Source organism: Polaromonas sp., assembly GCF_010365105.1.
Classification (GTDB): domain Bacteria; phylum Pseudomonadota; class Gammaproteobacteria; order Burkholderiales; family Burkholderiaceae_C; genus Polaromonas.
Genome location: NZ_JAAFGZ010000008.1, coordinates 12,161 through 27,670, shown reverse-complemented (window position 1 = coordinate 27,670; position 15,510 = coordinate 12,161). Strand labels below are relative to the sequence as shown.

General features: G+C 64.4%; 13 protein-coding genes and 1 pseudogene. 11 read left to right on the top strand and 3 right to left on the bottom strand.

Annotated features, from left to right (window positions below; genetic code table 11):
* Positions 1–190: 190 nt before the first annotated feature.
* The 3 genes and pseudogenes from GZ092_RS07085 to GZ092_RS07075 all read left to right on the top strand — a co-directional run.
* Positions 191–988: pseudogene (locus GZ092_RS07085) on the top strand (alpha/beta hydrolase); the annotation flags it as partial.
* On the top strand, positions 962–2,140 hold the full coding sequence (locus tag GZ092_RS07080) for a PAS domain-containing sensor histidine kinase (RefSeq protein WP_363254343.1): 1,179 nt from the start codon (positions 962–964) through the stop codon (positions 2,138–2,140). The pseudogene GZ092_RS07085 and the gene GZ092_RS07080, both read left to right, overlap by 27 nt.
* Positions 2,141–2,319: 179 nt before the next feature.
* Positions 2,320–3,699, top strand: a complete 1,380-nt coding sequence (locus GZ092_RS07075) for a leucine-rich repeat-containing protein kinase family protein (RefSeq protein ID WP_293635686.1) — start codon at positions 2,320–2,322, stop codon at positions 3,697–3,699.
* Positions 3,700–3,861: 162 nt separating this feature from the next.
* Here the strand turns inward: GZ092_RS07075 and GZ092_RS07070 are convergent, their stop codons facing one another.
* Positions 3,862–4,224, bottom strand: coding sequence for a collagen-like protein (locus tag GZ092_RS07070; RefSeq protein ID WP_293635684.1), 363 nt, complete (start codon positions 4,222–4,224; stop codon positions 3,862–3,864).
* A gap of 355 nt (positions 4,225–4,579) precedes the next feature.
* On the opposite strand from GZ092_RS07070, the gene GZ092_RS07065 reads away from it, so the two are divergent.
* The 6 genes from GZ092_RS07065 to aroE all read left to right on the top strand — a co-directional run bounded on the left by GZ092_RS07065 (position 4,580) and on the right by aroE (position 10,938).
* Positions 4,580–5,032: a YsnF/AvaK domain-containing protein gene (locus GZ092_RS07065; protein ID WP_293635682.1), complete on the top strand. Its 453-nt coding sequence runs from the start codon at positions 4,580–4,582 to the stop codon at positions 5,030–5,032.
* A 49-nt stretch (positions 5,033–5,081) separates the two neighbouring features.
* A complete protein-coding gene (locus GZ092_RS07060) occupies positions 5,082–6,251 on the top strand; it encodes a YsnF/AvaK domain-containing protein (RefSeq protein WP_293635680.1) in 1,170 nt (389 codons plus the stop codon).
* A 123-nt stretch (positions 6,252–6,374) separates the two neighbouring features.
* Positions 6,375–7,484, top strand: a complete 1,110-nt coding sequence (locus GZ092_RS07055) for a pirin family protein (RefSeq protein ID WP_293635678.1) — start codon at positions 6,375–6,377, stop codon at positions 7,482–7,484.
* 158 nt (positions 7,485–7,642) lie between these two features.
* Entirely contained in the window at positions 7,643–8,059 is a 417-nt protein-coding gene (locus tag GZ092_RS07050) for a response regulator (protein WP_293635676.1), read from the top strand.
* Between the two features lie 198 nt (positions 8,060–8,257).
* A complete protein-coding gene (locus tag GZ092_RS07045) occupies positions 8,258–9,184 on the top strand; it encodes a ketopantoate reductase family protein (RefSeq protein ID WP_293635674.1) in 927 nt (308 codons plus the stop codon).
* A gap of 926 nt (positions 9,185–10,110) precedes the next feature.
* Positions 10,111–10,938, top strand: coding sequence for a shikimate dehydrogenase (gene aroE / locus GZ092_RS07040; protein ID WP_293635672.1), 828 nt, complete (start codon positions 10,111–10,113; stop codon positions 10,936–10,938).
* A gap of 84 nt (positions 10,939–11,022) precedes the next feature.
* Here the strand turns inward: aroE and GZ092_RS07035 are convergent, their stop codons facing one another.
* Positions 11,023–11,799, bottom strand: a complete 777-nt coding sequence (locus tag GZ092_RS07035; RefSeq protein ID WP_293635670.1) for a TerC family protein — start codon at positions 11,797–11,799, stop codon at positions 11,023–11,025.
* 333 nt (positions 11,800–12,132) lie between these two features.
* Between GZ092_RS07035 and aroQ the strand changes: the two genes are divergently transcribed.
* The gene (aroQ, locus tag GZ092_RS07030) at positions 12,133–12,582 is read left to right on the top strand and encodes a type II 3-dehydroquinate dehydratase (RefSeq protein WP_293635668.1); all 450 of its coding nucleotides are present in this window, start codon (positions 12,133–12,135) and stop codon (positions 12,580–12,582) included.
* Positions 12,583–12,774: 192 nt separating this feature from the next.
* A complete protein-coding gene (locus GZ092_RS07025; RefSeq protein ID WP_293635666.1) occupies positions 12,775–13,080 on the top strand; it encodes a hypothetical protein in 306 nt (101 codons plus the stop codon).
* Between the two features lie 163 nt (positions 13,081–13,243).
* Here the strand turns inward: GZ092_RS07025 and GZ092_RS07020 are convergent, their stop codons facing one another.
* A complete protein-coding gene (locus tag GZ092_RS07020) occupies positions 13,244–15,469 on the bottom strand; it encodes a heavy metal translocating P-type ATPase (RefSeq protein WP_293635664.1) in 2,226 nt (741 codons plus the stop codon).
* Positions 15,470–15,510 lie beyond the last annotated feature (41 nt).

Below are 15,510 nucleotides of genomic sequence, written 5' to 3'. Positions count from 1 at the left end.
TCCCGGGGCGGGCCGGCCGCAACCAGCAACCCGGTGAAACCTGCGGCAGCCCGGCAAGTTATGGAATTGAAGACCACAAGCTCAACACGTGTCCTGACGATTTCACCAGCAATGTCTCTGGTGCAGCGGTTCTTTCAGGCCTATGCTTTTGCTCTGGCCTGAAGGCCTTTATTTGCACTGAATGCAAGCCATGACTGTCGAGCGGCGCCATCACGTTCAAGTCGCCGGCAGTGGTCCGGCAACCCTCTTCTTTGCCCACGGCTTTGGCTGTGACCAGACCATGTGGCGGTTGGTGCAGCCGGCCTGTGCCAGGCGCTTTCGCACGGTGACCTTCGACCTGGTCGGCGCCGGTCAGTCGGACCTTTCGGCGTATGACCCCCAAAAATACAGCTCTTTGCAAAGCTATGCCGATGACGTGCTGGAACTGGTCAGTCAATTCGGCCAGGGTCCGGTGGTTTTCGTCGGCCATTCGGTCAGCGCCATGATCGGCCTGCTGGCCGACCTGAAAGCGCCTGGCCGCATCGCCGCCCAGGTGATGATCGGCCCGTCGCCGTGCTACCTCAACGACGGGAATTACACCGGCGGTTTCGAGCGCGCGGACATCGATGCGCTGCTCGGCAGCATGGACAACAACTACCTCGTCTGGTCGAGCACGATGGCGCCCGTAATCATGGGCGCGCCCGACCGGCCGGAACTCGGCGCGGAACTCGCCAGCAGCTTTTGCCGCACCGACCCGGACATTGCCAGGCAGTTTGCCCGCGTCACCTTTTTGTCCGACCACCGCGCGCAACTGCCCCGGCTGACGACGCCCACGCTGATCCTGCAATGCAGCGACGACCTGATCGCCCCGGTTGCAGTGGGCCAGTACATGCGCCAGGCGATGCCGAACGCCACGCTGAAGATCATCAACAACATCGGCCATTGCCCGCACCTGAGCGCGCCGGGCGCCATCACCGAGGCGATCAATGACTTCCTGGTCAGCCAGGGGCTGGAAACTCAAAACACCATCCCTGCAGCGATTGCCAGCGAAGCGCAGGACCTGCTCGACCAGGCCCCCTGCGGGCTGGCGCAGACCGATGCGCAGGGACTGCTGCGCCGGGCCAACCTGGTGTTTTGCCAATGGCTGGGCTACACCCCGGGCGAGCTGGTCGGCCAGCGCAAGTTCCAGGACCTGCTGACCACGGGCTGCCGCATTTTTCACTGCACGCATTCGCTGCCACTGCTGCAGCTGCAGGGCTCTGTCTCCGAAGTGCGGGTGCAGATGCTGCGCAAGGACGGCCAGCAGCTGCCCATGCTGCTCAATGCGCGCCGGCATGCGCAGCATGGCGAGGTGGTGGATGAATTCGCCGTGTTTGTCGCGCAGGACCGCGACAGGTATGAAAAGGAACTGGTGCAGGCGCGAACCAAGCTCGAAGCCATGGTCGCGCATGCCAACGACCTTCAGGCCGAAGCCAGCGACCGGGCGATATTTGCCGAGCAGATGGTCGGCATCGTCAGCCATGACCTGCGCAATCCGATCATGGCGATGCTGATGAGCGCCGAACTGCTGGGCAAGGGCGGCGTCACCGCCGACCAGTCGGATGTGCTGGACCTCATCCTGAGGGCTGGCGACCGGGCCAGCCGCCTGATTGCCAATCTGCTGGACCTGACGCAGGCGCGGCTGGGCAGCGGCCTGTCGGTGTCGCCGGCGTCCATCGACCTGCACGCGACGGTGGCCGGGGCGGTGCAGGAACTGTCACAGGTGTATCCGGGCCGTGTGCTGCGCCATGTGCGGCAGGGGGCCAGCCGGTGCACGGCCGATGCCGACCGGCTGGCGCAACTGGTCGGCAACCTGGTGTCCAACGCCATGGCCTATGGCGAGCCCGGCGCGCCGGTGGTCGTCACCTCGACCCGGGAAGATGCGTTTTTTTCGCTCTCGGTACACAACCATGGAAGGCCGATTCCCGCCGGCATCGTGGACGGACTGTTCGAACCCATGGTGCGCGGCTGCGAACAGGTGAACGCCGACCGCAGCGTGGGCCTGGGCTTGTTCATCGTCAGCGAGATCGCCAAGGCGCACGGGGGCACGGTGTCGGTTACGTCGACGCTGGAAGGGGGAACGGTGTTTACCGTGGTGATCCCGCAAGCGCCCGAGGCCTGAGAACCTGGGGCGCTATTTTTTCAGTAGCTGCCAGCGCTTGCTGCATGTGCGTAAACCCCGGTTTTGATACGAAATGATGGCCTTGAAGAGGCCAGGCGCCCTGACCGCAGGTGTTGATACGGCCTGGCAGATGAATCCAGGCCGCTGGCCTGCGCGCGGCTTCGTGTCCAATACCCACGATGAACGCACCGCACGACACCGAGTCCCTGTCCGCCCTGGACATGCTGGGGCAACTGCGCGCCGGCGCGCTGGCCGGCAGCCGCCGGCTGCGCCTGTCCTGCGGGCTGGAGACCTTTCCGCCCGAGATATTCACGCTGGCCGACACGCTGGAAATCCTCGACCTTTCCGGCAATGCGCTGAGCGCACTGCCCGACGACCTGGCGCGGCTGCACCGGCTGCGCATCATTTTTTGCTCGAACAACCGCTTCACCGAACTGCCGGCAGTGCTGGGCCGGTGCGCGCAGCTGGAGATGATCGGCTTTCGCGCCAACCGGATTGGCCGGGTGCCGGCCGCCGCGCTGCCGCCGCGCCTGCGCGCGCTGGTGCTGACCGACAACCAGATTGCCGAACTGCCGCCCGCCCTGGGGCGCTGCACGCAACTGCAAAAACTCATGCTGGCCGGCAACCGGCTGAACGCCCTGCCGCCGGAAATGGCCGCCTGCACCCGGCTGGAGCTGCTGCGCATCGCCGCCAACCGCTTCACCGCCCTGCCCGACTGGCTGCTGGCGCTGCCGCGCCTGGCCTGGCTGGCGTTTGCCGGCAACCCGCTGGCCGACGCCGGTGAGGCCGGTAAAACCGCCGCGCCGGCCGATGCGCCGCTGGCCCGCATCGACTGGGCCAGCCTGCAGCCTGGTGCGCTGCTGGGCGAAGGCGCATCGGGCGTGATCCGCCAGGCGCTCTGGCAACGCGGCGACACGGCACTGCCGGTGGCGGTCAAGCTGTTCAAGGGCGCGCTGACCAGCGACGGCCTGCCCCGGCATGAAATGGCAGCGTGCATCGGCGCCGGCGCGCATCCGGCCCTGATTGCCGTGCATGGCCGCATCACCGGCCATCCGGCCGGCAGCGATGGCCTGGTGATGGCGCTGGTGGCGCCGCGCTTTGGCAACCTGGCTTTGCCGCCCAGCCTGGACTCGTGTACCCGCGACGTGTATGACGTCAGGGCGCGTTTCACGCCGGACGCAGTGCTGCGGCTGGCGCGGGGCGTGGCGTCGGCAGCCGGCCAGCTGCATGCGCGCGGCATCCTGCATGGCGACCTGTATGCGCACAACATCTTGTGCGCGGACGACGGCCAGGCGCTGCTCGGCGACTTTGGCGCGGCCTCGTTTTTTCCGCCGGACGACGCGCCGCTGGCGCTGGCCCTGCAGCGCATCGAGGCGCGGGCGTTTTCCTGCCTGCTGGAAGAACTGCTGGCCTGCTGCCCGGCACCGGCCAGTGCGCAACCTTCGGCGCTGGCGATGATGGCTGCCCTGCAGGCCGACTGCGCGCAGCCAGACACTGCCAGCCGCCCGCTGTTTGCCGACATCGTGCAGCGGCTGGGGCAGTGCCGTCAGCCTGATTAAAGCGGCTGGACGGCTGAACGGAAACGCTCCTGAATCAATAGCTGCTGATGCTTACAGGCCCTGCGCAAATGGCATTTTTCATGAATCTTCAGCATTTCAAGCCGCCATAAAAAAACGCAGGTGGAAATCCACCTGCGTTTTTAGGGGGTGTAATTGAAAAAATTACTTTTGCGGGACGACGATGACGGTGTCGCCGCCGGTTTTGCCGGTGTCGCCCTTGCTGCCGTCAGCACCGGTTGCGCCCGTAGCGCCGGTGTAGCCGGTGGAACCTGTCGAGCCCGTCGAACCGGTGGAGCCCGTGGCGCCGTCATTGCCGGTCGCACCCGTGGCGCCAGTGGCACCCGTTGGGCCGGGAACGGCCACCGTTGAACCGGTCGAGCCGGTGGCACCCGTGGCGCCGGCCGGGCCTGCAGGACCGGGAACCACGACGACCGGTGCGGCGGCAGGCGGCGCAACCGTGGTTTTTTCGCAGGCGGTCAGGCCGAGCATTGCAACCAGGGCGGCCAGCAGTAAGGAGTGTTTCATGGGAAGACCTTTGAGGTGAAGAATACGCCGCACATCAAATTCATTGTGCGTTGACAGATTTTTCTTGCCGCGACATTTAACAGTCACTGACAAGCTGTAACGGTAATTTACTGAACAAGTTCAGTCCTGGGTGTAGGACGGGTTCACAAGCTGCTGTCGCCTTTGAGCCGCTGCTGCTTTTGCGCACCCGACGGCCACAGCCGGCTTGTCCTGATGCCTTTTGACCATGCCTCCTGAAGCAAGGTGCCTGAAAAAGCGCCTGTAGGTATCGGCTGACGGTATTTACGACGAAGTTCTTTCAGCCTGCGTGTGGCAGCACTGCAAAGATGATTGTTCATTCGGTCAACCCCACAACATGAATTCCGCCACACCCCCCACCACCACGCCCTTCAACAATGCAGCCGGCCCTGCAGACACCGGCCAGCGCATTGTCATTCCGGTGCTGGCCGAGCAGGCGCAGGTCCACCTTGAACGCGAACACACCGGCACGGTGCGGGTGCGCAAGGTGGTTCACCAGGTCACCGAGCCGTTAGCCGCTCAGGGCTACCGCGAAGTCGTCGAGACGACGCGCGTGCCCGTCAACCAGGTGGTCGAGGCGACCGAAGCGCCCCGGACACTGGGCGACCTGCTGGTGATTCCGGTGTACGAGGAACGGCTGGTGAAGCAGCTGGTCCTGGTCGAGGAAATTCATGTGCGCCGCCGGCGTGAATCCTTCGAGCACACCGTGGCGGCTTCGCTGCGGCGCGAGGAAGTGGTGATCGAGCGCCTGGACCCGGTCACCCAGCAGTGGGTGGCGGACAGGCCTTGAGAACCGGTTTTTTTGTCAGTCAACCCTGATCATTTTTAGGAGTCAAGCCATGCAGACAGTAGTAGGTGTTTTTGACACGGTCAATGAGGCCCAGGAGGCGCGCGACGCCCTGGTGGACAGCGGTTTCGACATCAGCGAAGTCCGCATGCAGTCCAACCCGGCGACGCAGACCGGCGACACCCTGACCACCACCGACCGCACCATCACCGGCACGACCGCAAGCCATGAGGACGAAGGCTTCATGGCAGGCATCGGGCGGTTTTTCAGCGAACTTTTCGGCAGCGACGACAACGAGCATGCCGGCCACTATTCCGAAGCGGTTCGCCGGGGCAGCACCGTCGTCGCGGTGACGGTGTCGGACTCGGAACGGGTCGACCAGGCACGCTCCCTCCTGGCGGCGGCCGGCGCGGTGGACATCGACAAGCGCAGCGAAGGCTGGCGCGAGGAAGGCTATGAGGGCTTCGATCCGTCGGCCCAGCCTTATCATCCCGACCAGATCGCCGCCGAGCGCAGCCGTTACCAGAACAACAGCCTGCGTTCGTCCGACGACCTGCTGACGCCTGACGCCAGCCGCCAGGTGGCGCAGGGCACAGTGCTGCCGGTGGTGCGCGAAGAACTGGAAGTGGGCAAGCGCGAAGTCGACCTCGGCACGGTCCGGGTGTTCTCCCGCACCGAAACACGGCCGGTCGAGGAACAGGTGCAGTTGCGCGAAGAGCGCGCCGACATCGAACGCAGGACCGTGGACCGGCCTGCCACAGAAGCCGACCTGAAGGCTTTCGAGGGCGGCTCGATCGAAATCCATGAAACCGCAGAGCGGGCCGTGGTCAGCAAGACCGCCCGCGTGGTGGAAGAAGTGGTGGTCGGCACCGATGCCAGCACCCGCACCGAAACGGTGACGGACCAGGTGCGCAACACCGTGGTGGATGTGGACAAGAGCGGTGCCAAAGCCATGGGCACGGGCATGGGTGAACCGGACTACCGCAGCCACTACCAGGCCAACATGGCGTCGATGGGCGGCAGCTATGAAGACTATGCACCGGCCTACCTGTACGGATCGACCCTGCGCTCTGATCCGCGTTATGCCAACCGTTCGTGGGACGATGTCGAGGCCGATGCCCATACTGACTGGACCAGCCGCAATCCCAATGGCAACAGCACCTGGGAAAATACCAAGCAGGCGATTCGCCACGGCTGGGAAAGCATGACCGGCCAGCGTTAAGCACGGCACGGGGCATAGCCCTCAAGCCCGGCGGCAAGGTGTCAAAGCACCGGTCCGCCGGGCTTTTTGCTTGAATCAGCGCGCCTTGGCCCTACCTGTATTTTTTGAGACGAAAGCGTTTTTATGTCCTCCCTGCCCGTTGACGCTGTAATTCCTGCAGACTCGCCCGTTCTGAGCATCGCGCCATTGGGCTTCCCGTGGCCGACGGTCGATCCCTTCCTGTTTTGTGTGCATCACGACGACGCCTACCCGGCTGCCAATGCGCAGAACGGCCCTGCCGCGACGCTTGCCGGGCGCGACATCGGACAGGACTTCAGCCGCAAGGACGGCTGGAGCATGTACCACGGCAGCTCGGTGCCAGGCTTTCCGGCGCATCCGCACCGGGGCTTTGAAACCGTGACCATCGTGCGCAAGGGACTGATCGACCATGCCGATTCGCTCGGCGCAACCGCGCGTTTCGGGGGTGGCGATGTGCAGTGGCTGACCGCCGGCCAGGGCGTGGTGCATTCGGAAATGTTTCCGCTGCTCGACCAGCACGGCCCGAACCCGCTGGAGCTGTTCCAGATCTGGCTGAACCTGCCGGCGGCCTCCAAGATGGCGGCGCCGCACTTCACCATGTTCTGGGCGCAGGACATCCCGAAATTCACGGCCACCGATGACGAAGGCCGCAGCACCGACGTGGCGGTCATCACCGGCCGCCTGAGCGGGGCCAGTGCCGATGTGGATGCGCCCCTGCCGCCACCGCCCGATTCCTGGGCCGCGCAGCCTGACGCCGACGTGGCGATCTGGACGCTGCGCATGGCGCCCGGCGCGCGCTGGACGCTGCCTGCCGCCATGGGCAAGGACACCCGGCGCCAGTTGTATTTCTTCAAGGGCGACTCCGTCAGCGTGGCCGGCCAGGCGGTGCAGCAGGCCAGCGCCATCGCGCTGCGCGCCGATGCAGCGGTGGAACTGGTCAACGGCGCGAAAACTTCCGAATTTTTGCTGCTGCAGGGCCGGCCGATTGGCGAGCCGGTGGCGCAGCACGGCCCGTTCGTCATGAACACCGAAGCCGAGATCCGGCAGACGTTTGCCGACTACCAGCGCACCCGGTTTGGCGGCTGGCCGTGGCCTGATGCGGCACCGGTGCATACAAGCGCGCCCGGCCGGTTCGCGCGGCATCCCGGTGGTGCCGAAGAGCGGCCTGAAGCTGGCGCGATGGACGCGGGTCCGGCCGTGTCGTCGTCCGACTGAGGCACATCGCGCCCTGCCAGCCATTGCTTGACACACGCGTTGTCCTACCCTGGCTGGCGTCATCGGATGGCGGCACCTGTTCAGCCAGCGTGTTTCCCTGGTTCAGGGAGATGTCCTGACGGGCAGCATCAGCAGCCAGCCAACTACACAGGTCCTCCATGCAAACCTTGATTGCCTACCTGGTTGAAGACAACCCCACCGTTCGCACCAACCTGATTGAGACGCTCGGAGAAATAGCGCAGCTGGAAATTACCGCGCACTCGGCCACCCAGCATGAAGCCAGCCAGTGGCTTGTCCGCCATTCGCAATGGCACCTGGCTATCGTTGACCTGTTCTTGAGGGAAGGAAGCGGCCTGGGCGTGCTGGTCGCGTGCCGCCAACGCGCGCCTTTCCAGAAAGTCGTGATCCTGACCAACTACGCCACGCCGGAAATCCGCAAACGCTCGGTGGCGCTGGGGGCGGACGCGGTTTTCGACAAGTCCACCGAACTCGACAGCCTGATGGATTACTGCATCGAGCAGACCCGCAAGCTGGCCGGAAAACACCCTGACGCGCCGGGTCTGGCTGCCTGCTGAACTGACTTTCAGCCTCAAAAAGGCTTCCTGCGCACGTCAGTGGCGCATCAATAGCTATAAATTCAGTAGCAAACATCCTTCAGGTGCATTGAATGCCGTGATGCGCGTGCAAGGCCAGCTTGCGCCGGCCTGTGGCGGCTTGCGCATGAATCATCAGCCTGCGCCAGAATCGCTTCACTTATTGGTGAGGAGCAAGCTGTGAAAATTGGAATCCTGGGCGCGGGTGCGCTGGGTTGCGCGATGGGCGGCGTGCTGACCGAGGCGGGCCATGAGGTCTGGCTTATCAACCGCAACGCGGACCAGGTCGAGGCGATGACGCGCCGGGGGCTGGTCCTGCGCACCGGCGGCGTGGACCGCACGGTAGCGGTGCGTGCGGCCACGACGGCGCAAGCGGTGGGCACGGTGGACCTGGTGATCGTGCTGGTCAAGTCCTTCCACACCGCCGAGGCGATGCAGGCTGCGACGTCGCTGCTGGCACCAGACACCACGGTGCTGTCGCTGCAAAACGGCCTGGGCCATGAAGACATCCTGGCCGGCATCGTCGGCCGCGAGCGGCTGCTGGCCGGCAAGACCTATGTGGGCGGCACGCAGCTGGCGCCCGGCCATGTGCTGGCCGGCACCGTGAACAAGCTGACGCTGATGGGAGAACCGGGCGGCGGCGTGTCGGAGCGCGTGCTGCGCATTGCCGCGCTGTTCAACCAGGCGGGGCTGGACACCCGCGTCAGCGAAAACATCATGGGCAGCATCTGGGACAAGCTGCTGGTCAACGTGGCGACTGGGGCGCTGAGCGCCATCAGCCGCCTGCCCTACGGACTGCTTTACCAGTCGCCCGAGCTGCAGGCCTGCGCCGTGGCGGCCGTGGCCGAGGCGATGGGCGTGGCCCGGGCCAGCGGCATCACACTCAGCATTGCCGAGCCGGTCGATGCGTGGCACATGGCTGGCGCCGGCCTGCCCTTCGAGTTCAAGCCGTCGATGCTGCAAAGCCTGGAAAAAGGCTCGATCACCGAGATTGATTTCATCAACGGCGCGGTGGTGCGCCAGGGCGAAAAGGTCGGCGTGCCGACGCCGGTCAACCGGACGCTGGTGGCTTGCATCAAAGGCATTGAGCGCGGGTTGGCAGGCTGAGATGGCAGCCATCCGATATTTGCTATTGAATGAATAGCTGCCTATGCAATGACAGCAAGCGCAGGAAGCACTTTTTATCTGCAGATTTGTAATCTGCTGGCTCTGTTGCTTTGATTTCTGCGTTTTCTTTTCTTTTGCTATTTTGGTTTCTTCTGTGGTTTGAGGGGTGAGCGCCTTCCCGGCGGGGGGTAACTTTCTTTTCTGGCAAAAAAGAAAGTAACCAAAGAAAGTTGCCAGGGGGCGGGAGCGGATCAGAGCTGAACGCTCTGTCGGGCCATCGCTTCGCTGGGCCCTGGGCACCTGGAGGTGAGGGCGATTAGCAATGCCTCTGGCCGGCTGGTTCTACCGCTCGTTCGCCAACAGCTTCACGCTCTGCTTGATCGACTTCTTTGTGCTTCAAGCACTTTTGGTGGTTCCACAGCCACCGACCCACCAGCCTAAACACGGCAGGCGAGGAAGCAAAAAAAGGTACTGCCGAAAACACTGCGCGCAGCGCAAGCAAAGATGATCAGGCAGAGCGTGAAGCTGTTGGCGAACGAGCGGTCGAACCAGCAAGCCATGCCATGGGCTGCTTGCCAGCGATCAGAGAACCCAGGGCCCAGCGAAGCGATGGCCCGACAGAGCGTTCAGCTCTAACCCGATCCCAAGGCAACTTTCTTTGGTGACTTTCTTTTTTGCCAGAAAAGAAAGTTACCCCCCGCCGGGAAGGCGCTCCACACCCAAAAATCCAAATGCAGCCAGCAAAAGATACAGCAACCCCGCGCAACACCAGGCAAGGCAAGTAGTTACGCAGATTCAAGAAAAAGCGGGCCTATCGCCGCCGTTCCGATTTCCCGGCTTCGGCACCTGCCCGAGCGTGTAGCATCTGGCGCCAGCCACACCGACGCCACGGAGCGGGACGGTGTGCTTTATCCGGAGCCCCAGGCATGACAGACCGCTACGCCGTGATCGGCAACCCCATTCACCAGAGCAAATCGCCGCTGATCCACGGCTTGTTCGCGCTGGCCACCGGCCAGGACATGGACTACACCGCCATCGAAGGCGCGCTGGACGGGTTCGCCAGCGCCGTCGATGCGTTCCGCGCCGCCGAGGGGCGGGGCCTGAACATCACCACGCCGTTCAAGCTCGACGCCTTTGCCTATGCGACCGAGCGCTCGGAGCGCGCCGAGCTGGCGGGCGCGGCCAATGCATTGAAGTTTGACGGCGACCGGGTGCTGGCCGACAACTTCGACGGTATCGGTCTGGTGCGCGACGTGGTGCATAACCTGAACACCCCGCTCAGGGGCAAGCGCGTGCTGATGCTCGGCGCGGGCGGTGCGGCCCGGGGCGCGCTGCTGCCTTTTCTGGCGCAGCAGCCTGCCCAACTGGTGATTGCCAACCGCAGCCTGGACAAGGCGCAGGAACTGGTGCGCATTGCCACCGCATCGGGCGCCGGCCCGGTGCGCGGCTGCACCTACGCAGACCTGGCGGGGCAGGCCTTTGACGTGGTGTTCAACGCCACCTCGGCCAGCCTGCACACCGAACTGCCGCCGGTGCCGGCCAGCGTTTTTACACCCGGCTGCCTGGCCTATGAGCTGGCCTACGGCAAGGGACTGACGCCCTTCCTGCGCCTGGCGAAAAGCGCCGGCGTCCAGCAACTGGCCGACGGCGTCGGCATGCTCGCCGAGCAGGCCGCCGAAGCCTTTGAATGGTGGCGTGGCGTGCGGCCGGACACCCGCGCCGTGATCGAAAAACTGACCGTTCCGCTGGTATGAGAAAGCGTCATGTGGGCGCCCGGCGGCATGTACCTTGCGAACGGACGAAACAGTCATTCGCAGCCGGCAAAAACCGCGCCGCCGTCACGAACCCACGATGCTGCCAGCCACAGGCGTTGAGACCTGTGCCTTGGCCAGGCGCTTGGTGCGGGAGCGGATGTTGAGCGCCTCGACGCTCAGGGAAAACAGCATGGCGACATAGACGTAGGCCTTGGGCACATGCACGTCGAAGGCTTCGGCGACCAGCAGCGTTCCCACCATCGTCAGGAAAGCCAGCGCCAGCACCTTGATGGACGGGTGCCGGTCCACGAATTCGCCGATCGGCTTGGCCGCAAACATCATCACGGCCACCGACGCCACGACGGCGGCCACCATCACGCTGATGTTGTCCACCATGCCGACAGCGGTGATCACGGAGTCGAGCGAAAAAACAATGTCCACGATGCCGATCTGCACAATCGTTCCCCAGAACAAGGTGGCACCGGCCTTGACCTTGTCGACGCCGGCACTGACCGCGTCGGACTCACGCGCTTCGACCTCCTGGAAAATCTCGTGCGAGGCCTTGTACAGTAGGAACAGTCCACCGCCAAGCAGGATCAGGTCGCGGCCGCTGATTTCCTGGCCCACCACGGTAAAAAGCGTCGTGGTCAGCGTCATGACCCACGCCAGGCTGAACAGCAGCGCAATGCGCGAGACCATCGCAAAGCCCAGCCCCAGGCGGCGCGCCACATCCCGCTTTTCAGCGGGCAGGCGGCCCACCAGGATGCTGATGAAGATGATGTTGTCGATGCCCAGAACAATTTCAAGCGCCGCGAGCATAAAAAAAGCGATCCAGATGTTCGGGTCGGAAAGTAGTTCCATGGGTGTCTCAGAAAAGAAGGTAAAGCCTGCCAGTCTAAAGAGATCGTCAGGGTACAGTCACTGGCACCGCCCATGAATCCACAGGCTGCACATGGCTTATGCAGGCCGTCGTGAATCCGGCAAGGCAGTGTCCGAAGCGTTTTTGCACGGGCTGTTTGCCGGGCTGAGCTTCAATTGCCAGGCCGCGCGAGCGAAGCCGCAGACAGTGCCACTGGCACGGCCAGGCGAAGCAACGCCGTTATCGTTTTTAATGCAGATTGGAATCGTCCGCTGCGGCCTGTCTGCACGGGCGAGGCACTCTCTTTTGTTCGTTCAAACCTCACAGGAAACCCCATGAAAATCCTCACGCTCAACGGCGTCAACCTGAACATGTTCGGCAAGCGCGACCCCAGTCAATACGGCACCACCACGCTGGCCGAGATCGATGCCAGATTAGCCGCCCTGGGCCAGGAACTGGGCACCGACGTTGAATGCTTCCAGACCAACCTCGAAGGCGAGATGTGCGAGCGCATCCACCGCGCCCATGGCGAAGGCGTGGACGCGGTGCTGATCAATGCCGGCGCCTGGACGCACTACAGCTACGGCATCCGCGATGCGCTGGCGATTTTGAGCTGCCCGATCGTCGAGGTCCACATGTCCAACATCCATGCGCGCGAGCCGTTTCGCCATGTGTCGGTGCTCGCCGACATCGTGCGCGGCCAGATCTGCGGCTTTGGCACCGACAGCTACCTGCTGGCGCTGCGCGCTGCCGTGTCGGCAGTGCAGTCCGCCGCCAGGGCTTGAGGCTTTTCAACCCGTTCCCCGGCAAACTACACCATGCGCCATTCAATCGCCATGATCACTTTGTCAGACAAGCTGCGTGAAACGCTGAAATTGCGGCCAGGCGTCATGGCGTGATTGGCGCGTCTGGACAATGCAAAGGATGGCGAGCGTGTAAGTTTCAGGTAAGCAAAAAGATTAATGCTGCACTGCAACATGAACGCTTCTTCCTTATCGCTTCAAAATGGCCTCGAAGACATTCTGGGAGACCTGCGCTTTGCACGCAGGAAGGGCGACCTGGGGCGTCTGGCCCTGGTGGCCTACTGCGAGGTTCGGCGCTGGGCGCGCCAGGCCGAGGCACAGGAGCTGGCCAGGCATTCATCGGCGCTGTTCAGCAATTTTCCGCATGCCAGCCGCGACGACTTCCTGGCCGCGGTGGACGAGTTGATTGCCGAACTTGAGCAGGCCCGTTGCAGCATTGCCAGCGCGCCAGACGGCAGGTTTTCCGACGCACTCCACTGACGCCAATTCGCATCAGCGTGGATTCGTTTTAGCCTGCCAGCGGATTTTTTAGCATCAAACAGGTCTTTTGCGCAGGCTGCGCATGTGTTGGCAGCTATAAATTGAGTAGCAAAAACCGCCAGGCGCCTTGCGCACCGTGACGGGAATTCAGGACTATTCCGCGCTAGCGGCGCAGCAGCCGCAGGCCGTTGGCCACCACCAGCAAACTCGCCCCCATGTCGGCGAACACCGCCATCCACATGGTGGCGCTGCCAAACACCGCCAGCACGAAAAACACCGCCTTGATGCCCAGTGCCAGCGAGATGTTCTGCCACAGCACGGCATGCGTGCGCCGTGACAGACGAATCGTCTCGGCAATGCGCTGCAGGCTGTCGTTCATGATGACCACGTCGGCCGCCTCGATGGCAATGTCGGTGCCCGCGCCACCCATGGCAAAGCCGATGTCGGCCTGCGCCAGCGCCGGGGCGTCATTGATGCCGTCGCCGGTCATGCCGGTCGGGCCGTACTGGGTTTGCAGCTGGCGAATGGCGGTCAGCTTGTCTTCGGGCAACAGGTTGCCGCGCACGTCGTCAATGCCGGCCTGTGCGGCAATGGCCCGTGCGGTGGCGGTGTTGTCGCCAGTCAGCATCACCGGCACCACGCCCAGCGCCTTCAATTCGGCCACCGCCTCGCGCGAGCTGTCGCGGATGGTGTCGGCCACCGCAAAAAAGCCCAGCACGCCTTGCGCGCCGGCCAGCAGCGTGACCGTGCGGCCCTGCGCTTCATGCACCGCCAGCACCGCTTCCAGCGCGGGAGAGCATTGACCGCGTTCCTCCATCAGCCGGTGGTTGCCCAGCACATAGCTGCTGCCATCGATGCTGCCCTGAACGCCCCGCCCCGCCACCGCGCCAAATGCTTGCACCGCAGCAGCGCCGGCAGGGAGGCTGTCGGCCAGCCCCTGGGAAATCGCCTTCGACACCGGATGGTCGGAGCGATCCGCCAGCCGGGCAGCGACCTGGCCGATTTGCCCCCTGTCGGCGTCGCCCCAGGCCTGCCAGTCGACCAGCGAGGGCGTGCCCTGGGTGAGGGTGCCGGTCTTGTCGAGCGCCACGGCTTTCAGGCGGCGCGCTTCTTCCAGATACGTGCCGCCCTTGATCAGAATGCCGCGCCGCGCCGCAGTGGCCAGCCCGCTGACCACCGTCACCGGCGTGGACACCACCAGCGCGCACGGGCAGGCAATGACCAGCAGCACCAGCGCCTTGTACAGCGCCTCCAGCCAGGTCCAGTCGAGCAGCAGCGGCGTCAGGAGTGCCACCGCCAGCGCCATCACGAACACGGTCGGCGTGTAGACGGCGGCGAAGCGGTCAATCATCGTTTGCGTGGGCGCGCGTTTGCCCTGCGCCTGCTCGACGGCGTGGATGATGCGGGCCAGCGTGCTGTCCTGCGCGGCGGCGGTCACCGTCAGCTCCAGCTCGCCGGTTTCGTTGATGGTGCCGCCGAACACGCTGTCGCCCACGGCCTTGTCGACCGGCAGGCTTTCGCCGGTGACCGGCGCCTGGTTCACCGCGCTGGCGCCGGCCGTGACCGTGCCGTCCAGCGGAATGCGGCCGCCCGGCCGGACGCGCACCGTGGCACCCAGCGGCACGTCATTCAGCGCCACCGTCTGCCAGCTGCCGCCGGGCTGGCGCATGTCGGCGTCTTCGGGCGCCAGCGCCATCAGGCCCTTGATGGCGTTGCGGGCGCGGTCCACCGCCATCGCCTCGATCAGCTCGGCGATGGAATACAGCGCCATCACCATGGCCGCCTCGGGCCACTGGCCGATCAGGAAGGCGCCGGTCACGGCCACCGTCATCAGCGCATTGATGTTGAGCCGGCGCTTGAACAGCGCGGTCAGGCCTTTTTGGTACACCTCCAGCCCCGCCAGGTAGATGGCAACCAGCGCCACCGCCATGCCGGCCAGCGTCCACGGCAGGCCTTCGGGCGCGAAAAAGCCGATGGCCTCGGCCACGCCCGCCAGCACCAGCGCGGCGACCAGCCGGGGCAGGCCCGAAGGCACGCTGCCATGGTCGTGTTCGTGGTCATGCCCATCGTGGTCGTCGTGCGTGCCATGCGCGCCGTCACCGGCTGCGGCGGTGGCAAACGGCTGCATCTTGTAGCCCGCCTGGCCAATCGCCGCGACAGCGGCCTGCAGCGCGTCGTCCGGCGCATCGATCGCCAGCGTTCGCGCCACCAGCTGGAAGTTCAGCGAGCGGATGCCCTGGATGGGTTCGAGCACGCGGCGGATGTCGTTTTCTTCCACCGGGCAGTCCATCGACGGGATGCGAAAGCTTTTGACGCCTACGGGCACGGGCCCTGTGGTGGCGGAGGGAATGTCTTTGGTTTTTTCGGTGTGATCGCAGCAATCGTTCATGGTTTTCTTTCCTGTGCGACCATTACAAACCATGAAGCCAC